This window comes from Herbaspirillum sp. SJZ107 (genome assembly GCF_006715485.1).
GTDB lineage: Bacteria > Pseudomonadota > Gammaproteobacteria > Burkholderiales > Burkholderiaceae_D > Telluria.
Window position 1 is genome coordinate 25,850 of record NZ_VFNH01000005.1, and the last position, 17,932, is coordinate 43,781.

Sequence of the window (17,932 nt, forward strand, 5' to 3'; positions counted from 1 at the left end):
GAACAAGAAGGAAACATTATGGCAATTAACACCACGAACTCCGGCCTGCAGTACGAAGACACCGTCGAAGGCAGCGGTCCGGAAGCGACTGCCGGCAAGTACGTGACCGTGCACTACACCGGCTGGCTGCGCAACGACGACGGCAGCGCCGGCGCCAAGTTCGATTCCAGCAAAGACCGCAACGACCCGTTCCAGTTCCCGCTGGGCGCCGGCCACGTGATCAAGGGCTGGGACGAAGGCGTGCAAGGCATGAAAGTCGGTGGCGCGCGCCGCCTGATCATCCCGGCAAGCCTGGGCTATGGCGCCCGCGGCGCCGGCGGCGTGATCCCGCCGAATGCGACGCTGATCTTCGACGTCGAGCTGCTGGACGTATAAGCCCTTTCACCCGGTCGGGTGAATGGCCACGTCCGCCACCCGACCGAGCATTTCCTCTAATCTCCCCATCACTCAGGCATACATTCCTTATCGATGCGCTAAGATGGCCGCACCGTTATCCAAGGAGTCACCATGAGTTTGCAAGACCAGTTCGCCCAGGCCCAGATCGATTCGAAGAATCTGCCGGAACGCCCGGACAACATGACCCTGCTGAAGATCTATTCCCTGTACAAGCAGGGAACGAGCGGCGACGCCACCGGCGAACGCCCCGGCTTCACCGACATGATCGGCCGCGCCAAGTACGATGCCTGGGCTGCCCTCAAGGGCACCTCGCAGGAAGACGCGATGCAGCAGTACGTCGACCTGATCGAAGAACTCAAGGACCAGTAAACACTTTACGCATGCTTTCCGCCACCTTCTGCTCGATGGTGGACGCGAAAGCGCTCATCAGGAAGCCCAGCTTGATGCGCAATGCAGCCTGGCGCTCGTGCAGCGCCAGCGATCCTTCGACGCCGCTGCGGTCGAAACGCAATACGTTGCCTTCCCACTTGCAATGCAAGCCATATTCGCCAGCCAGCTTGTCGGCCACCTTCTGCGCCGCGCTGCGCGCCGCGTCCGGACTCAAACTGTGCTGCTGGGTGATGCTGATATCTGCCATGCCGGCTGTCCTTCCGATAAAACCGAATAACCCGGCATGATGCCAGTTGAGTGGCATAAAGGCTAGCAATTGACTAGCGTCAACATCCGTCGCGCACAAGGGACGACCATCCTGATAGACATTGCCCAGGAGGAAGTCCATGGATTCCAGCGCCACCCCGCCCCTCGGTTTCATCCCGATGCCCAGCGCCCGCTACCGCCAGCACCGCAAGGCGGCGCAACTGCTCGACCAGCCGGGACGGCCGCGCCCGAGCGGCGCCGCACTGGCCAGCCCGGGCTCGCCCGGCGCCTTCGATGCGGGCACGCCGGCAGGCGGCGCCGGCGACGTGCCCCTGCCCTTCGCCTTCGGATCGCGCGTCCTGATGTGGAAGCAGGACCCGTCGGTCGGCGAGATCGGCACCCGCAAGGCCTTCCTGCCCGGCGTGGTGCTGGCCGGGCCGCGCGACGCCCGCATCGAGATCAAGGATCCGGCCATCTCCGCGGTCGAGCCGAACGCCTTCGGCGACTTCGTGACCATGCCCGACACCCCGCAGTTCGACGCCGTCCACACTTTCGCCGTGGTGCGCCAGACGCTCACCATGTACCAGCGCGCGCTGTCGAACGCGGGTAGCCTGATGCCGCTGCCCTGGCAATGGAACAGCAGCGTCGACACCGCGCCGCTGCAGGTCTTTCCGTACGGCCTGCCGAACGTGATGAATGCTTTCTACAGCCGCAGCCAGTCGAGCCTGAAATTCGGCGACTTCATCCCGCCCGGCGAGACCGCCCGCGTGTACACCTGCCGCTCGTTCGACATCGTCTCGCACGAGACCGGCCATGCGGTGCTGGACGGCCTCAAGCCGCACTGGCTGGAAGCCAACAACCCGCCCCAGACCGGCGGCCTGCACGAATCCTTCGGCGACCTGACCGCGATCTTCCTGGCGCTGTCCCAGCTCGACCAGTGCGAGGCGGTGGTGGCCCAGACCAAGGCGCACCTGCACGATAAGACCTTCCTGGCCGACATCGCCGAGCAGTTCGGCCTGGCGCTGGGCAGCACCACCGGGCTGCGCAACGCCGACAACGACCTGACGCTGTCCCAGGCCGGCACCGAGGTGCACGCGATTTCCCAGGTCTTCACCGGCGCCATCTACGACATCCTGGCCGACATCTTCGCCTTCGAGCGCAAGCCCGAGCTGGAAGACTGTGCCGGCGTGCTGCACCGGGTGGCAGCCTGGCTGCGCGGACTGGTGCTGCGCGCCCTGATCGCCGCGCCCGACGTCGCCGCCACCTATGCGGACGTGGCCAACGAGATGCTGCGCATCTGCCAGGAAGACGGCCGCCCGCCCGAGTACGCCGCCTTCATCCGCGACGGCTTCGCGCGGCGCGAAGTGCTCGACGTGCCCCTCGACGCCGGCCCCCTGCACCAGCCCGGCCTGCGCCTGGCCGCACTGGTCAGCGACGCCCCCGGCGCGCGCCAGGACCGGCGCGCCTGCTGCGGCACGATGAACCTGGCCGAGTACTACGATGTCGAACGGCTGCTGGATGCGGAAGCGCAGGCGCTGGCGCGCTGGTGCGCGGCGCACGGGCGCTTCGGTCCGGCCGGCGCCGAACCGGCGCAGACCGGCGCCGCCGTGGTGGCCGCCGTCAGCGTCGGCGACGGCACCGCCGTGGTCGCGGCCGCAGTGACCGGCATGGCAGCGGCGCCGGCACCCGCCCCGCATGAACCGGTGGTGACGATCCCGATTACCTGATCCGACGGGAGGCACGATGAAGATCACGGCCAGGGCCAGCGGCGGTTTCAGCGGCCGCACCGAACAGGTCGAGCTGGACACCGGCGATCACGCCGACGGCCAGGCCATCGAGGCGCTGCTGGCGCGTCTCGATTTCTTCGGGGCACCGGCAGCAGCCTGCCCTGTCGGCGCCGACATCCGGCGCTGGGAAATCACCGCCGATGACGGCCGGCGCTGCCGCACGCTGGTGTTGGCCGAGGATGGCGCCCCTTCTTTTGCCCACTGGCAAGCCCTGCTCGAGCACCTGCGCGGCCAGTCCTGATCGCGCTCCTCCTGCGGCGACGACATTAATTTGCTTATGTGTATTGTGTATAAGCGTGATTTGTCGTAAAAGCCGAATTGCCCTAAAATACAGTGCTTTGCCGCGTCCGGCGAGTCTTACCACGCCCAGCGCCGCCTTCATTATTCAAATAGGACTGTTATGACCCACGTTGTCACCGAATCGTGCATCCAATGTCGCTACACCGATTGCGTGGATGTATGCCCGGTAGATTGTTTCCGGGAAGGCCCGAACTTCCTCGTCATCGACCCGGACGAGTGCATCGACTGCGCCGTGTGCGTAGCTGAATGCCCGGTCAACGCAATCTATGCGGAAGAGGACGTGCCGTCGGACCAGCAACAATTCATCAAGATCAACGTTGATCTGGCACGCAACTGGCCGTCGATCACCAAGACCAAGCCGGCCCTGCCCGACGCGGACGAGTGGAAGGACGTCAAGGACAAGCTGGACAAGCTGGCCCGCTGAGCCCGCGGCCGGTATCCATCCCCGGGTGCCGGTCCCAGCAAACGTGCCACAGTCGTGGCACACTAGCCGCCTTCGCCCCTACCCCCTACACATTCACAGGATTTAGCTAGCATGACTATCGCGACCCCCGAAGCGGGCACCATCGCTCCCAACAGCTCCTTTGCCGGCGCCATCGAAGCCGATGCCGTGATCATCGGCGCGGGCCCGGTCGGCCTGTTCCAGGTGTTCGAACTTGGCCTGCTCGAGATCAAGGCCCACGTGATCGATTCGCTGCCGGCCGTCGGCGGTCAGTGCGTGGAACTGTACCCGGACAAGCCGATCTACGACATCCCTGCCGTGCCCGTCTGCACCGGCCAGGAACTGACCGACAACCTGCTCAAGCAGATCGAGCCGTTCGAGCCGACCTTCCACCTGGGCCAGGAAGTGACCACCGTGCAGCGCCGTGAAGACCACCGCTTCAACGTCGAAACCTCGACCGGTACCCAGTTCATCACCAAGACCATCTTCATCGCTGCCGGCGTCGGTTCGTTCCAGGCGCGCACGATCAAGGTCGACGGCATCGACAAGTTCGAAGGCAGCCAGCTGCACTACCGTGTCAAGGACCCGAGCATTTTCGACGGCAAGAACCTGGTCATCTGCGGCGGCGGCGACTCCGCCCTGGACTGGGCCCTGAACTTCGTCGGCAAGGCCGAATCGGTCGTGCTGGTGCACCGCCGCGACGACTTCCGCGCCGCGCCGGCGTCGGTGGCCAAGATGAAGCAGCTGTGCGACGAATACGAAATGCAGCTGATCACCGGCCAGGTCACCGGCTTCGACGAAAAGGACGGCAAGCTGTCCGAAGTGAAAGTCACCGGTGCCGACGGCGTCACCCGCCGCGTGCCGCTGGACATGCTGATGGTGTTCTTCGGCCTGTCGCCGAAGCTGGGCCCGATCGCCGAATGGGGCCTGGACATCGAGCGCAAGCAGCTCAAGGTCATGGACACCGAGAAGTTCGAGACCAACGTGCCGGGCATCTTTGCCGTGGGTGACATCAACACCTACCCGGGCAAGAAGAAGCTGATCCTGTCGGGCTTCCACGAAGCCGCGCTGGCCGCCTTCGGCGCCGCACCGTACATCTTCCCGGACAAGAAGATCCACATGCAGTACACGACGACCTCGCCGAAGCTGCACAAGATCCTCGGCGTCGAGACCCCGGTCTTCGACTAAAACGTTCCGTAACAGTATGACCACGAAAATGCCCCGCCAGTGCGGGGCATTTTTCTTATGTAGGTCACTTAACCGAAGCCTTATCACGAATGTGATACAAGCTTGCATAAGGATATTAGAAGAAAAGTACAAATCTTGATGTTGCCTCGTGCCAACCTGATTACCCTATAATTGACGAAACTGATGCGCAACCCTTGATCTGACGCACAGTATGGGCCTTGAAAATGGAGTAGCAGTAGGTTCACAAGGCCCACTCTCACGAAGGAAACCATATGCTCTACCAACTGCATGAAATGCAACGCTCCTTCCTGAACCCGCTGATGCAGTGGGCCGATGCCTCCGCCAAGCTGTTCTCGAACCCGGTTTCGCCCTTCGCCCATACCCCGTTCGCACAACGTATCGCCGCCGGCTACGAGCTGATGTATCGCCTGGGAAAGGACTACGAAAAGCCAGCCTTTGAACTGAATTCGACCCTGATCGACGGCCAGACCGTCGGCATCATGGAACACACGGTCGTCAGCAAGCCCTTCTGCAAGCTGCTGCATTTCAAGAAAGACATGTCGGACGTGGATTTTGCCGCGCTTAAACAGCCGACCGTACTGGTGGTCGCCCCACTGTCGGGGCACCATTCGACGCTGCTGCGCGACACCGTGCGCGCCCTGCTGCCGGAACAGGACGTGTACATCACCGACTGGGTCGACGCCCGTATGGTGCCGCTGTCCGATGGCGCCTTCCACCTCGACGACTATATTTATTACGTCCAGGATTTCATCCGCCACCTGGGCCCGGACGTGCACGTGATTTCGGTCTGCCAGCCGACCGTGCCGGTGCTGGCCGCCATTTCCCTGATGGCCACCGCCAAGGATCCGAAACTGCCGAAGACGATGATCATGATGGGCGGCCCGATCGATCCGCGCAAATCGCCGACCGCCGTCAACGACCTGGCCATCGAAAAACCGTTCTCGTGGTTCGAGAACACCGTGATCTATGCGGTGCCGGGCAATTACCCGGGCTTCGGCCGGAAGGTCTACCCGGGCTTCCTGCAGCACGCCGGCTTCATCGCCATGAACCCGGGCCGCCACGCCCAGAGCCACCGCGAGTTCTACCAGCACCTGGTGCGCGGCGACGACGATTCGGCCGAAGCGCACCGCAAGTTCTATGACGAATACAACGCCGTGCTCGACATGCCGGCCGAGTATTATCTGGAAACCATCAAGACCGTGTTCCAGGACTTCAGCCTGCCGAAAGGCACCTGGACCGTCGGCGGCCAACTGGTGCGCCCGCAAGATATCGAGAACGTGGCCCTGTTCACCATCGAAGGCGAACTCGACGACATTTCCGGCGCCGGCCAGACCCAGGCTGCGCACGACCTGTGCACCGGCATCCCGGCCGACAAGCAGCAGCACTTCACGGCACCGAAATGCGGTCACTACGGCATTTTCTCGGGTCGCCGCTGGCGCGAGATCATTTGTCCGATGATCGGGGAGTTCGTCAGGAAGCATGCCTGACCGGTCGTTGGCGCAATAAAAAATGCCGCGGATTCCGCGGCATTTTCTTTGGCCTGAGTGTGAAACCGTCGTAATCAGGTTCACCTTGCCGGGGCCGTCCAGCGGACGGCCCTCGGACTCAACGGCTGTTGATGATCAGGTCCGCAATCACGCCGGTGGCAATCGCCGCCAGCACGTAGTCGCCGCCGGTCTGGACCCAGTGGTAGCCGCGCGGCGGCTGGCGCAGGCGGTGGCCGCGCCAGTCGTCGACCACGTACTGGCGGTTGCGGTACTCGTTCGGCAGGCGGCCGCCGCGGCGCAGGTCGTGGCGCGGGCCGGCGCCGTCCCAGCGGCGATTGTCGCGGCCGTCCCAGCGGCCGTCACCGCCGCGGTGGTCGTCGCGGCGGTCGTTGCGGTAATCGCCGCGGTCGTTACGGGAATCGCCGCGGCGGTCGTTGTCGCGCTGGCTGTAGCGGTCATGGTCGCGGTCGCCGTAGCCGCGGTCCTGGGCGAAACCGCTGGCGGTGACGCTCAGCAGCGCAGCGGCCAGGGTCGAGACGATCAAGTTCTTTTTGCTCATAAGATCCTCCTTGAGGTTCATTTCTTGCATCTCAGTAGACCACCATGCATGCGATGCACTCCGTTAGTTGCATCACTTTTGGCGCCAATCCCCGCATGACTTTGATGGAAACGTTAGTTGGCTCACGTAAAAACCGGTCGGGCGGCGCTTCGACGCCATCCGGCTTTTCGCGGATAATGGCGGTTTAGCAAACGCCAGACTTTGTAACAGGCACATCGTGACAAAAACGCTCGCCGACCAGATCGAAGACCTGCTGCCGCAGACCCAGTGCACCAAATGCGGCTATCCCGCCTGCCGCCCATATGCGGAGGCGATCGCGCGCGGCGAAGCCGAGATCAACCAGTGCCCGCCGGGCGGCATGGAAGGCGTGGCGCGCCTGTCCGCGCTGACCGGCCGTCCCATCATTCCTATCAATCCGGCCAACGGCGTGGAGCGTCCGCGTCCGGTCGCCTTCATCGACGAAGCCCTGTGCATCGGCTGCACGCTGTGCATCCAGGCCTGCCCGGTGGATGCCATCATGGGCGCGGCCAAGCAGATGCACACCATCCTGCCGAGCCTGTGCACCGGCTGCGACCTGTGCGTGGCGCCCTGCCCGGTCGACTGCATCAGCATGCTGCCCGTCACCGAACGCACCGGCTGGGATGCCTGGTCGCAGGAACAGGCCGACGCCGCCCGCGCACGCCACGACTTCCGCAGCGAGCGCCTGCAGCGCGAAAAGGAAGAAAACGATGCACGGCTGGCGGCCAAGGCGCTGGAAAAGCTGCGTGCCGTCACGGCCGAGCAGACCAATACTGACGAGGAACTGGCCGAAAAGGAACGCAAGCGCGCGATCATCGCCGCCGCCATCGAACGCGCGCGCCAGAAGGCGGCCACGCCGCCTGCGCCGCCGTCCCTGGACAACAAAGACCAATAAGACCCGATGAATCCCGCCAAACGCCAAGAAATTTTTACGCGCCTGCGCCACGCCAATCCGAATCCGACCACCGAACTCGAATACACGACACCGTTCGAACTGCTGATCGCGGTGCTGCTCTCGGCGCAGGCCACCGACGTCGGCGTCAACAAGGCGACACGCAAGCTGTACCCGGTGGCAAACACGCCGCAAGCGATCCTCGACCTCGGTGAGGATGAACTGAAGACCTATATCTCGACCATCGGCCTGTACAACACCAAGGCAAAGAACGTGATCGCCACCTGCGAGATCCTGGTGAACCAGTACGGCGGCGAGGTCCCGCGCTCGCGCGAAGCGCTCGAGTCCCTGCCGGGCGTGGGCCGCAAGACCGCCAACGTGGTGCTGAACACCGCCTTCGGCGAGCTGGCGATGGCGGTCGACACCCACATCTTCCGCGTGTCCAACCGCACCAAAATCGCACCCGGCAAGAACGTCGACGAGGTCGAGCGCAAGCTGATGAAGTTCGTGCCCAGGGAATTCCTGCAGGATGCCCACCACTGGCTGATCCTGCACGGGCGCTACACCTGCGTGGCGCGCAAACCCAAGTGCTGGAACTGCATCATCGCCGACCTGTGCGAATACAAGGACAAGACGCCGGCGCCGGCCGGCCTGGTCCCGGCCGCGGCCGGCGGCGTCTGAGCACCCCTTCTCACTTTCGGATCCCGTACAGGGAAATGCCGAGCCGGCGCGTATCCTGGCCGATGCCGTAGTCGACCGGCCGCAAGGGCTGGTCGATCGTCAGCACGATGTGCTGTGCGGCGCCCGGTGCCGGGCCGAGGTCGAGCGTCACGCGGCGGCGCCGTTCGGTCGGATAGAAGGTCCAGCTGCCGGCCGCCCTGCCGTTGACGACCGCCTGCAGCCGGATCCGCGCGCCGTAGCCGGGCACGAAGCTGCCCAGGTCCAGCGTCAGCATCCGGCCGCGCTGCGGATCGGCTGGCAGGCGCAGCACGGCCAGCGGCCCGTCCGACCAGACGGAATCCCCCTCGATCGCCGACCAGCCCTCCCCCAGTATCTGCCTGAACCAGGCCGGCTGCGCCCCGACCGTGTTCCAGGCGACCGGACGCGGCGGCGCGCCGGCGCGGAACAGCGACAGGCCCTGCGCTTCGGCATCTGGCTCGCCGCGCACCGGGTTGGGCGCATCGGTATGGCGCACCTGGTAGCGGCGTCCGGCGGCCACTTCCTCGGGACGGCAGCGCCTGGGCCGGGTGAAGGAGATGTGCCAGTTTTCGTTCACGCAGGCCAGGTCGACGCCCTGGCGTGCGGCATAGGCCAGCAGTCCCATCGTATTGCCCCACACCTCGCCCTGGGTGGTCGGATTTGGACCCAGGTCCAGGTCGAGCACCACGCGCCCGTGGCCAGGCAGCCGGCGCACCTGTTCGTACAGCGCGGCGACGTTGGCGTGGTTGTAGAAATACGCGTAGTCCGGCGGCACCCGCAGCCAGTGCCAGGCGCCGGCCACGGCCAGCAGCGCCAGCATGGCTGCCATCGCCTCCCTGGCCCGGATGCGGATCGATGCGTAGCCGATCAGGGCCAGCAGCCCGGCCGCCAGCGCCGGTACCGCAAAGTAGAAGGCCGCAATATAGACCTGGCCGAGCATGTCGACGCCGGCCCAGGCGTAATACAGCACCGACAGCGTCGCCACGAGGAAGACGATGCCGAGCGCCCGCGCGTCGCGCGCAAATGCGGGCGGCACGCGGCCCAGGCCGGCCAGCAGCAGCGCGGCCAGGGCCAGGCCCCAGGCCAGCGCGCCGCGCGCGGGTGCGCCATCGCCGAGTCCCCAGTAGACGCCGACGAAGCGTGCCGCCTCGACCAGCGTATTGGCCTTGTTGGCGCGGCCGAACTTCAGGTAATCGTAGAGCGGCCCGGGGAACTCCCTGACGGTGGCGATGATGAGCGGGACGAAGAACAGGAACAGGATGCCGGCAGGGAGCAGCAGCGCGCGCCGGTGCGTCGCCAGCCACAGGCGGCCCACGATACGCAGCTCTGGCTCGCGGCGTGCCAGCACCCGGTTGGCGGCCAGCGTCATGAGCAGGGTCAAGCCCAGTATCGGCATGAAGGCGGCATGGCCGTTGAACAGGAAACCGGCGGCGACGGCGAGCGTGCCGAGCGTATCAATGCGGCCCTGCACCAGGCGCGCGCCCGCCACCAGCAGCGCCGCGTACGGCAGCACGAACAGGTGCGGGAACCAGATGCCGCCGACGATCGCGCGGTCGCTCCAGGCAAGCACCAGCAACATGACCGCGGTGAACAGCAGCGCCGGCACCATGCGCCCGCTTAGGTGCCCACTCATGCGCCGCACCATCGCCACGATCGCGGCCAGCCAGGCGGCATCATATACATCCACCGCCAGCAGCTGGCCGGAAAACGGCGACGGCACCAGGTGCAGCCAGTCGTGGAACAGCAGCTCGCCGAAGGCCAGCACGTACAGCAGCGCTGGACCGGGATGATTGAAACCGACACGCGAATAATGGCCTTGGATCAGCTGGAAACGCTTGGCATCCAGCACCAGCAGCGTGTTCGCCGCAAAGTCGCTCGATTCGTGGTTGACGGTGCGGATCGCATCCCAGTTGACGCAGGCCAGGCCGGCCGTGAACAGCACCAGCAGCAGGAAAAACCGCAGCGCGCGCCGCGACCGGGCGGCGTGACGCTGCGGCGTTCGTGCCTGCGCAGGTTCGGCATCGAGGGTGGCGTCGGTCGTCATTCAGATGCTCATCCGGTTGAACACGAAGGCCGGCAGGTGGCGGATCACCAGCATCACCGCGGCCCACTTGCCCGGGGCGTAGACGACCGCGCTGCCGGCGGCCGCGCCGTCGACGATGCGGCGCGCCACCGCCTCCACCGGCGCCAGGCCGCGCTGCGGCAGGTGGGCCGTCATCGGGGTCGCGGTCGGCCCCGGCTTGACCAGCACCACGCGCAGCTGGCTGCCGCTGCCGGCCAGCCGGTGCTGCAAGCCCTGCGCGTAGCGCGTGACCAGGCCCTTGGCGGCGCCGTAGACGTAGTTGGAGCGGCGCCCGCGGTCGCCCGCCACCGAGCCGATCAGGGTAATGACGCCGCCACTGTGTTCCATGTGGCCGGCAAAGGCTTCGGCGAACAGCACCGGCGACAGCGCATTCACCTGCAGGGCATCGGAGACGGCGCCGAGGTCGCGCTGGCAGGCCTGCTGGTCGGGCAACATGCCGTGCGCGATCAGGACCCGGTCCGGCATCCCTTGCGCCACGATGGCGTCGACCAGGGTGCGGATGGCGCGCGCATCGAGCAGGTCGCCGCTTGCGGTGCGCACCTCGGTGCCGGGGCTGCGCACGCGCAGGTCGGCGGCGACGCGCTCGAGGCGGCCGGCATCTCGCCCGACCAGCGTCAGGGTCACGCCGGGCGCCGCCCACAGCCGGGCGCAATGTTCGGCGATCGATGAGGTGGCACCGATGATCACGATGCGGCGTGGCGAATCAGGCATGTCAGCTCCCCAGCAGGCGGCGCGACATCGACGAGCTGATGCCGCGGTCGCGGTAAGGCAGGAATTCGGCGAGGCGCGGGTAGCCTGCCTCGAACAGGGCGCGCGGCATGCGCGCATCCTTGGCGGCGTACAGGCGGCCACCGGCCTCGCGCACGATGGCGTCGAGCCGTTCGAACAGGCGCAGCGTCGACGCGCCGCGGTTGGGAAAATCCAGCGCCAGGGTGACGCCGGGACGCGGAAAACTCATCATGCCGATGCTGTCGCGCTCGCCGAAGGTCTTCAGCACCGCCAGGAAAGAACCCTGGCCGGACGCCTTGATCGCCGCCAGCATCGCGCGGGTGGCGTCCTGGCCGCCGGCGCGCGGCACCACGCTCTGGTACTGGTAGAAGCCGCGCGGGCCGTACATGCGGTTCCAGTCGTGCAGCCCGTCGAGCGGGTAGCCGTAGGCTTCGAAGTGGGCGATCGTACGGCGCTGCTTGAGGCGCCCGAGGTGGAAATAGGCGGCGTTGAAGGGCCGCAGCGACAGGCCGTTCACCAGCGACACCGGCGGCGTGACCGGCATGCGCCGCGGCTGTCGCTCTACGCGGGCACCGGATTCAGGAATCGGCGCCGGGTTGGCGCGCAGGAACAGGCCGCGCCCGCTGCCCGACAGGCAATCGATCCAGGACACGGTATGTTCCCAGCCGGCTTCGGAAGCGTCGGCCAGCGGGAAAAAATCGTCGAGCCTGCCGTAGGGGATGGTGTCGGTGACCAGCCAGGGACCGCTCACGCGGCGCAACTGCAACTCGGCCTCGACGATCACCCCGGTCAGGCCCATGCCGCCGACGGTGGCGGCAAACCAGCCGGCGCGGTGCGCCGGACCGCAATGGATGACGCTGCCGTCGGTACGCGCCAGGCGCAGGGACAGGACATGGTTGCCGAAGGAACCCAGCCGGTGGTGGTTCTTGCCATGGACGTCGTTGGCGATGGCGCCGCCGACCGTGACGAGTTGGGTGCCGGGCGTGACCGGCAGCAGCCAGCCATGGGCCAGGCTCATGCGCTGGATGTCGCGCAGCAGCACGCCGGCCTCGCAGCGCAGGCGTCCGCCGGCCGCATCGAAATCGATGAAGCGGTCCAGCCCCGTGGTGCGCCACAGGCGGCCGCCCGGGTTCAGGCAGACGTCGCCGTAGCTGCACGCATTGCCCTGGGCCAGGCCGGCCCCGTCGGCTTCGATTCGGTGCGCGGCCCGCTCGCGGTCGTGCAGCGCCACCAGCTCGTGCGCGTGGCTGCCGAGGCGTCCCCACGACGCGACTTTTACCATGGCCATCCGAGCGCACCGATCACCAGCACGGCACCGAAGACCAGTCCGGCCAGGCGGCTGGCGCGGTCCTTCATGGCGAACACCACCGGGTCGTCGTGCATGTGGCCGCGGTGCGCCTGCATCCAGATCCAGCTGATCCAGAACAGCAGCACCGGCACCGTGCCCCACACGGCTTCCGGCTGGCGGTACAGCACAGCGACCTTGTCGCTGTTCAGGTACAGCGCCAGCACCACGGCCGACGCATAGCCGGCGGCGACGCCCAGGTTCAGCACCAGCGGCTCGTCGCTGGTGTAGTAGCCGCGCCCCTGCACCTTGTGGCGGCCGGACAGCGCCTGCACCTGCAGTTCCGCGTGGCGCTTGACGAAGGCCAGCGACAGGAACAGGAACACCGAAAACGCCAGCAGCCAGAACGACAGCGGCAGCGACAGCGCGGCGGCGCCGGCCGTGATGCGCAGCGTGTACAGCATCGCCAGCGCGATGCAGTCGAGCAGGATCATTTTTTTCACGCCGAGCGAGTACACGCAGGTCAGCAGGAAGTAACACAGCAGCCACGGCAGGAAGCTGCCGCCCACGTGCACACCCAGCGCCAGGCTGGCCCCCAGCAGCAGCGGCGCCGCCAGCACCCCGTGCCGGACCGGCAGCGCGCCCGAAGCGAACGGACGCAGGCGCTTGCGCGGATGGGCGCGGTCGCTGTCGAGGTCGAGCAGGTCGTTGGTGATGTAGACGGTCGAGGCGCACAGGCTGAACGACAGAAAGGCCAGCGCCAGCGTCAGCCAGTGGCCCAGGTCGAACACCTGGTGCGCGGCTACCAGCGGCACGAACAGCAGCACGTTCTTGAGCCACTGGTGCAGGCGCAGCGCCTGGCGCCAGGCCGGGACGGCGGCCCTGACGCCCCGCGCCGGCGCCGGGAACTCGCGCTCGACGCCGCACAGCGCCGCCGCCTTGCCGGCCAGCCCGCGGGCGCCGTTGACCACGATCGCCTTGCGCGCGCGGCGCCAGACCTTGAGATCGGCCGCGGAATTGCCGGCGTAGTCGAAGCCGCCGTGGCCGTACTGGCGCGCCAGCGCCTCGGCCTTGTCGTGGCCCACCAGGTGGATGGTGGCGTCGCCGGCCAGCACCTCGTCGAATACGCCCAGGTGCGCCGCCACTGCATCCGCGAACACGCGGTCTGCACCGGTGCACAGCACCAGGCGGCGGCCGGCGGCGCGCTGCTCCTTCAGCCAGGCCAGCAACGATTCGTTGTAGGGCAGGAGTGCGGCATCGACGGCGCCGCGGCTGGCCAGCTTGCGCTTGAGCACCGCCTTGCCCTGCAGCAGCCACAGCGGGATGCGCAAGACGTCGAACGGCCGGTCGCGCGACACCCGCAGCGCCGATTCGTGCAGCAGGTCGGTGTGCACCAGCGTCCCGTCCAGGTCAACGATCAATGGAGCCATTGTCACGATGAAATCCTGCAGAAGAAGCGTACTCGGCTATTCGAGGCGCTTAAAATAATGCAAAAGTATTAACAAAGCTTAAGCATTATAGGTAAGCATCCAGGGTCATCTTTTGATCTGCCGCGCGATCGCTGCCGTTTCAGGACATTCCCACTGCCGGCCCGGTACGCGTCTCTTGTACACTCCCGGCACCGCACGATGACCATCCGCCGAGGCCAGCCATGCCGATCCGCACCGCCGCTTCGCTGACGCTGTTACTCCCGCTATTGCTTCCGGCTTTTGCCGTCGCTTGCCTGGCCGTGTGCTACCTGAGCGGCCATCCCTTGCGCGCCGGGCTGCTTAACGCGGATGCCCTGTATCTGCCGACGCTGTTCGACGACCTGCTGACCCGCGGCGGCCGGCTGTCGGACTGGTACCTGACACCGGCGCCCTACTTCTTTCCCGATTACCCGCTCTACCTGGCAGCGTGGTGGATGGCGCCGACCTCCTATTACCAGATCATCGTGTTCGGCGTCCTCCAGTGCGCGCTGCTGTCCGGCGCGGTGGCGCTGCTGGCGCGGGCGCTCGGTGCCAGGGCGGTGCTGCCGGCGGCCGCGTGCAGCCTGACGCTGTTCGCCTGGCTGGCCGCATCGGGCCGGGAACCCTTCGTGCTGCTGCTGTCGAATGCCTACCACTTCGGCGGCTTCCTCGCTGCGGTGCTGCTGGCGGCGGCCTTGCTGCGCTTCGAGGCGAGCGCCTCGCGCGCGGCGCTGGGGGCGGCGTGCCTGCTGGCGTTTGTCGGCACGCTGTCGGACAGCCTGTTCCTGCTGCAGGCAGCGCTGCCGCTGGCCGGCGCCGCGAGCGCCCGTATCCTGCTCGAGCGCGGCAAGCCAGGCCGGCGCCAGCGCCTGCTGGTGGCGTGGACGCCAGTGATGTCCGCCCTGCTCGGCCACGTCGGCTACCGGCTGCTGGTCGCGCATCCGACCCGCTACGACGTGCATCTCGACCCAGGCCGCCTTGCCGCCAACCTGCACGACCTGGCGGGCATCGGGCTGGACCTGTGGCAAGCGCTGCCGCTGGCGGTGCTGGGCTGGCTGGCCTGCGCCGCCTTCGCCTTGGCCTGCGCCGTGAGGCTGGCGCGGCGGCGCGATCCCTTCGGTTTGCCGCCGGCGCTGGCCTGGCTGCTGGTGTTCTGGCTGGTCTCGGCGACGGCTACGCTGGCGGTGTCGCTGCCGCTGGCTCCGCTGCCGGTCGCGGCGCGCTACTTCATCCCGGCAGCGTGCTGGCCGATCCTGCTGGCGCCGATGGTGGCGGCGCACCTGCTGCCCGCGCGCCGCGCGCCGGCCCTGTTGCTTGCGGGCGCATGCGCGTTCACACTGGGCATCGGCATGGCGACCGCGCGCCAATGGCAGGCGCACCCGATCGAGACCGCCTACTACCCCGCCGACAACGCCTGCCTCGACCGCGCGCTGGCGCGCATGGACCTGCATCATGGCGTCGCCCAGTACTGGGACGCCAAGCCGTTCCAGCGCTTCAGCCGCAGCGGCATCGTGCTGGCCCAGCACATCGCGTCGCTGGAGGAACTGCCCTGGATTACCAGCGAACGCTACTTCCGCCCGGCCTACGATTTCGCCCTGGTCGGCCCGGATGCGCCACCGCCGCACCACATCCCGGCGGCGCGTCTGGAAGCGATCAACGGCCCGCCGCTGGCACGGGTACGCTGCGGCGCCTACACGATTCTGCTGTACGGACGCGGTGGAATGCGGGTGTACTGACGTCGTTCCGTATGAAACTTGTACATGTTGAACTGCGCCGGACATGCTAGGCTTGCAGCTTGCAATCCAGCACGACACCCTCGATCACCATGCCCCTGAATAAGTTCCGCCCCCACGTTTCCCTGCTCGCCCTCGCTTCCCTGCTCTGTGCCTGTTCGGGCAAATCCCAGCCCGCTCCCGATCCGGCCGAGGCCAGCCGCAAGGCGGCCGAGGCCGCGCGCCTGGAAGTCGCGACGGTGGCGCGCAAGCTGGCCACGGTGCCGGTGAAGTGCACGCTGGGCAGCGCCAAGGATGCGGAAGGCAGCTGGACAGACGCGCCGCACGCCGCGCCGCAGCCGGGGAACAAGGATGGAATGGAATTCACGCTCGATGCGCCGGTGGAGGCACGCGCCTTCCAGCTGGCGCTGAGCGCAAAGGCGTTCCACGACCTCGACAAGGTCGAAGTGCGCGACGCGAAGGGGGACTGGCACCTGGCCTGGCTCGGCATCCAGCTGTCGGCGCCGGGCGGCTGCGACTACGTCCGGCTGGAGCAGACGATGCAGAACGTGCGCGAGGTCGGCGCGCTGCGCGTGTCCTTCCACCCCGGCATGGGCACCGTCTCGGCCGGGCAAGTGCGCCTGCTGCGCGACGCGCCCGCGCCGGCTGCGGCCCCGGCCGGCTGAGCGGGCTTAGAGCAGGACCAGGTTGTCGCGGTGCACCAGCTCGGGCGCCTCGACGTAGCCGAGGATCTGTTCGATCTCGCTGGACGCATGGCGCATGATGCGCTTGACTTCGCTGGCGGTGTAGTTGGTGAGGCCGCGCGCGATTTCGCGGCCATCCTCGCCCTTGCAGGTAACCAGTGCGCCGCGCCCGAATTCGCCGCGCACCGCGACCACGCCGATCGGTAATAACGATTTACCTTCTTTTGCCAGCTTCTGCACGGCGCCCGCATCCAGCACCAGCTCGCCGGCCGTGTGCAGGTGGTCGACCATCCACTGGCGGCGCGCGGTCAGGCGCGCGGTCGGCGCGGTCAGCTGGGTGCCGATCGCCTCGCCCTGCGCCAGGCGCACCAGCACGTTGTCTTCGCGACCCCAGGCGATCACGGTGTGGGCGCCCGAACGGGCGGCGCGGCGCGCGGCCAGCACCTTGGTCAGCATGCCGCCGCTGCCGATGCTGGAGCCGGCACCGCCGGCCATCGCTTCCAGCGATGCATCGCCGGCCTGCGCTTGCTCGATCAGGCGCGCCTGCGGGTCCTTGCGCGGATCGGCGGAATACAGGCCTTTCTGGTCGGTGAGGATGACCAGGGCATCGGCCTCGATCAGGTTGGCGACCAGCGCGCCGAGGGTGTCGTTGTCGCCGAACTTGATTTCGTCGGTGACCACGGTGTCGTTCTCGTTGATGATCGGGACCACGCCCAGGCGCAGCAGCGTCGTCAGCGTCGAGCGCGCGTTCAGGTAGCGTTCGCGGTCGGCCAGGTCGGCGTGGGTCAGCAGCACCTGCGCGGTTTTCACGCCGTGGGTGCGGAAGCTGGTTTCGTAGATCTGGGCCAGGCCCATCTGGCCGCAGGCGGCGCAGGCCTGCAGTTCGTGGATGTCGGTCGGGCGGCTGGTGAAGCCGAGGCGCAGCATGCCTTCGGCGATGGCGCCGCTCGACACCAGCACGACTTCCTTGCCGAGCGAACGCAGCGAGGAAATCTGCGCGGCCCAGCGCGCGATCGCGGCATTGTCGAGGCCGCGGCCTTCATTGGTGACGAGCGAGGAACCGACCTTGACGATGATGCGGCCGGAAGCTTGGATAACGGATTGGAGGGTGGTCATGTCGAAGTGGATGCGAACTCAGGACAGGAGCGGGCGTCCCCACGGACGCAATGCCAGCAGCACGAGGCCGGCCAGCAATTCGATCCCGCAAATGGCCAACAATACACCCTGAGGCAGGCCGATCGCAAACGCCGCGACCAGGCGGCCGACCGGCTGCGCCAGGATGAACAGTGCGGTGAGGTCGCCGAGGATGGGCTGGTCGCCCCGCCTCGCCGCCAGCAGAGCCAGCAACGCGGTAGCGAAGCGCACTCCGACATAGATGGCGTAGAACTGGCTGTAGCCGTTCACGCCGACGAGAAACAGTCCGAGCCGCGTCGCGACGACGTCCGGGTTCAGCATGGCCGAGAACGCGGCCAGCGAGCAGACGGTGGCCGTGGCCTGCAGCACTTGCGTGCGCAGGCGTGCGCGGGTGGCTTCGGAGAAGACCAAA

19 protein-coding genes are annotated in these 17,932 nt (G+C 67.0%); 11 read left to right on the forward strand and 8 right to left on the reverse strand.

Features of this window, described 5'->3' with window-relative positions; genetic code table 11:
• Positions 1 to 18: 18 nt before the first annotated feature.
• A complete protein-coding gene (locus FBX97_RS25855) occupies positions 19 to 375 on the forward strand; it encodes an FKBP-type peptidyl-prolyl cis-trans isomerase (protein ID WP_141838202.1) in 357 nt (118 codons plus the stop codon).
• A gap of 132 nt (positions 376 to 507) precedes the next feature.
• Positions 508 to 765, forward strand: a complete 258-nt coding sequence (locus FBX97_RS25860) for an acyl-CoA-binding protein (RefSeq protein WP_141838205.1) — start codon at positions 508 to 510, stop codon at positions 763 to 765.
• Here the strand turns inward: FBX97_RS25860 and FBX97_RS25865 are convergent.
• Positions 752 to 1,174 carry a polyhydroxyalkanoic acid system family protein gene (locus tag FBX97_RS25865; protein WP_370457358.1) on the reverse strand — a complete coding sequence of 141 codons (423 nt, stop codon included), beginning with the start codon at positions 1,172 to 1,174 and terminating at the stop codon, positions 752 to 754. The two genes, FBX97_RS25860 and FBX97_RS25865, sit on opposite strands and share 14 nt — an antisense overlap.
• On the opposite strand from FBX97_RS25865, the gene FBX97_RS25870 reads away from it, so the two are divergent.
• The 5 genes from FBX97_RS25870 (at position 1,173) to FBX97_RS25890 (ending at position 6,257) form a co-directional block, all read left to right on the forward strand.
• Positions 1,173 to 2,759, forward strand: a complete 1,587-nt coding sequence (locus FBX97_RS25870) for a hypothetical protein (protein WP_255517643.1) — start codon at positions 1,173 to 1,175, stop codon at positions 2,757 to 2,759. The two genes, FBX97_RS25865 and FBX97_RS25870, sit on opposite strands and share 2 nt — an antisense overlap.
• Positions 2,760 to 2,775: 16 nt before the next feature.
• On the forward strand, positions 2,776 to 3,060 hold the full coding sequence (locus FBX97_RS25875) for a protealysin inhibitor emfourin (RefSeq protein WP_141838207.1): 285 nt from the start codon (positions 2,776 to 2,778) through the stop codon (positions 3,058 to 3,060).
• A gap of 159 nt (positions 3,061 to 3,219) precedes the next feature.
• Positions 3,220 to 3,543 (forward strand): ferredoxin FdxA, encoded by a 324-nt coding sequence (gene fdxA, locus FBX97_RS25880; RefSeq protein ID WP_141838209.1) that lies wholly within the window; start codon positions 3,220 to 3,222, stop codon positions 3,541 to 3,543.
• A gap of 111 nt (positions 3,544 to 3,654) precedes the next feature.
• Positions 3,655 to 4,749: an NAD(P)/FAD-dependent oxidoreductase gene (locus tag FBX97_RS25885; RefSeq protein ID WP_141838211.1), complete on the forward strand. Its 1,095-nt coding sequence runs from the start codon at positions 3,655 to 3,657 to the stop codon at positions 4,747 to 4,749.
• A 272-nt stretch (positions 4,750 to 5,021) separates the two neighbouring features.
• Entirely contained in the window at positions 5,022 to 6,257 is a 1,236-nt protein-coding gene (locus FBX97_RS25890; protein ID WP_141838213.1) for a polyhydroxyalkanoate depolymerase, read from the forward strand.
• Between the two features lie 118 nt (positions 6,258 to 6,375).
• Here FBX97_RS25890 and FBX97_RS25895 read toward each other — a convergent pair whose 3' ends face one another.
• A complete protein-coding gene (locus FBX97_RS25895) occupies positions 6,376 to 6,816 on the reverse strand; it encodes an RcnB family protein (RefSeq protein WP_141838215.1) in 441 nt (146 codons plus the stop codon).
• A gap of 217 nt (positions 6,817 to 7,033) precedes the next feature.
• On the opposite strand from FBX97_RS25895, the gene rsxB reads away from it, so the two are divergent.
• Positions 7,034 to 7,729 (forward strand): electron transport complex subunit RsxB, encoded by a 696-nt coding sequence (gene rsxB / locus FBX97_RS25900; protein ID WP_141838217.1) that lies wholly within the window; start codon positions 7,034 to 7,036, stop codon positions 7,727 to 7,729.
• 6 nt (positions 7,730 to 7,735) lie between these two features.
• Positions 7,736 to 8,407 (forward strand): endonuclease III, encoded by a 672-nt coding sequence (nth, locus tag FBX97_RS25905; RefSeq protein WP_141838219.1) that lies wholly within the window; start codon positions 7,736 to 7,738, stop codon positions 8,405 to 8,407.
• 10 nt (positions 8,408 to 8,417) lie between these two features.
• Here nth and FBX97_RS25910 read toward each other — a convergent pair whose 3' ends face one another.
• The 4 genes from FBX97_RS25910 to FBX97_RS25925 are packed head-to-tail and all read right to left on the reverse strand — an operon-like array spanning position 8,418 to position 13,952.
• Positions 8,418 to 10,469 (reverse strand): hypothetical protein, encoded by a 2,052-nt coding sequence (locus FBX97_RS25910; RefSeq protein ID WP_141838221.1) that lies wholly within the window; start codon positions 10,467 to 10,469, stop codon positions 8,418 to 8,420.
• Complete coding sequence (locus FBX97_RS25915; RefSeq protein ID WP_141838223.1) at positions 10,470 to 11,219, reverse strand: SDR family NAD(P)-dependent oxidoreductase; 750 nt, start codon at positions 11,217 to 11,219, stop codon at positions 10,470 to 10,472.
• A gap of 1 nt (position 11,220) precedes the next feature.
• A complete protein-coding gene (locus FBX97_RS25920; protein ID WP_255517644.1) occupies positions 11,221 to 12,525 on the reverse strand; it encodes an FAD-binding oxidoreductase in 1,305 nt (434 codons plus the stop codon).
• Complete coding sequence (locus FBX97_RS25925) at positions 12,513 to 13,952, reverse strand: UbiA family prenyltransferase (protein WP_141838225.1); 1,440 nt, start codon at positions 13,950 to 13,952, stop codon at positions 12,513 to 12,515. Before FBX97_RS25925 ends, FBX97_RS25920 begins: the two co-directional genes overlap by 13 nt.
• A 221-nt stretch (positions 13,953 to 14,173) precedes the next feature.
• Between FBX97_RS25925 and FBX97_RS25930 the strand changes: the two genes are divergently transcribed.
• Positions 14,174 to 15,706, forward strand: a complete 1,533-nt coding sequence (locus FBX97_RS25930) for a hypothetical protein (protein WP_141838227.1) — start codon at positions 14,174 to 14,176, stop codon at positions 15,704 to 15,706.
• Between the two features lie 89 nt (positions 15,707 to 15,795).
• Positions 15,796 to 16,368 carry a hypothetical protein gene (locus FBX97_RS25935; RefSeq protein WP_141838229.1) on the forward strand — a complete coding sequence of 191 codons (573 nt, stop codon included), beginning with the start codon at positions 15,796 to 15,798 and terminating at the stop codon, positions 16,366 to 16,368.
• A 6-nt stretch (positions 16,369 to 16,374) separates the two neighbouring features.
• Here FBX97_RS25935 and proB read toward each other — a convergent pair whose 3' ends face one another.
• Positions 16,375 to 17,502, reverse strand: a complete 1,128-nt coding sequence (proB, locus tag FBX97_RS25940) for a glutamate 5-kinase (protein ID WP_141838231.1) — start codon at positions 17,500 to 17,502, stop codon at positions 16,375 to 16,377.
• An 18-nt stretch (positions 17,503 to 17,520) separates the two neighbouring features.
• Entirely contained in the window at positions 17,521 to 17,931 is a 411-nt protein-coding gene (locus tag FBX97_RS25945) for a DUF4345 family protein (RefSeq protein WP_141838233.1), read from the reverse strand.
• Position 17,932: the final 1 nt, after the last annotated feature.

Coding starts and splice junctions, on each gene's coding strand:
- FBX97_RS25855 (WP_141838202.1), top strand. CDS start 19: ATGGCAATTAACACCACGAACTCCGGCCTGCAGTACGAAGACACCGTC.
- FBX97_RS25860 (WP_141838205.1), top strand. CDS start 508: ATGAGTTTGCAAGACCAGTTCGCCCAGGCCCAGATCGATTCGAAGAAT.
- FBX97_RS25870 (WP_255517643.1), top strand. CDS start 1,173: ATGGATTCCAGCGCCACCCCGCCCCTCGGTTTCATCCCGATGCCCAGC.
- FBX97_RS25865 (WP_370457358.1), bottom strand. CDS start 1,174: ATGGACTTCCTCCTGGGCAATGTCTATCAGGATGGTCGTCCCTTGTGC.
- FBX97_RS25875 (WP_141838207.1), top strand. CDS start 2,776: ATGAAGATCACGGCCAGGGCCAGCGGCGGTTTCAGCGGCCGCACCGAA.
- fdxA (WP_141838209.1), top strand. CDS start 3,220: ATGACCCACGTTGTCACCGAATCGTGCATCCAATGTCGCTACACCGAT.
- FBX97_RS25885 (WP_141838211.1), top strand. CDS start 3,655: ATGACTATCGCGACCCCCGAAGCGGGCACCATCGCTCCCAACAGCTCC.
- FBX97_RS25890 (WP_141838213.1), top strand. CDS start 5,022: ATGCTCTACCAACTGCATGAAATGCAACGCTCCTTCCTGAACCCGCTG.
- FBX97_RS25895 (WP_141838215.1), bottom strand. CDS start 6,816: ATGAGCAAAAAGAACTTGATCGTCTCGACCCTGGCCGCTGCGCTGCTG.
- nth (WP_141838219.1), top strand. CDS start 7,736: ATGAATCCCGCCAAACGCCAAGAAATTTTTACGCGCCTGCGCCACGCC.
- FBX97_RS25910 (WP_141838221.1), bottom strand. CDS start 10,469: ATGACGACCGACGCCACCCTCGATGCCGAACCTGCGCAGGCACGAACG.
- FBX97_RS25915 (WP_141838223.1), bottom strand. CDS start 11,219: ATGCCTGATTCGCCACGCCGCATCGTGATCATCGGTGCCACCTCATCG.
- FBX97_RS25920 (WP_255517644.1), bottom strand. CDS start 12,525: ATGGCCATGGTAAAAGTCGCGTCGTGGGGACGCCTCGGCAGCCACGCG.
- FBX97_RS25925 (WP_141838225.1), bottom strand. CDS start 13,952: ATGGCTCCATTGATCGTTGACCTGGACGGGACGCTGGTGCACACCGAC.
- FBX97_RS25930 (WP_141838227.1), top strand. CDS start 14,174: ATGCCGATCCGCACCGCCGCTTCGCTGACGCTGTTACTCCCGCTATTG.
- FBX97_RS25935 (WP_141838229.1), top strand. CDS start 15,796: ATGCCCCTGAATAAGTTCCGCCCCCACGTTTCCCTGCTCGCCCTCGCT.
- proB (WP_141838231.1), bottom strand. CDS start 17,502: ATGACCACCCTCCAATCCGTTATCCAAGCTTCCGGCCGCATCATCGTC.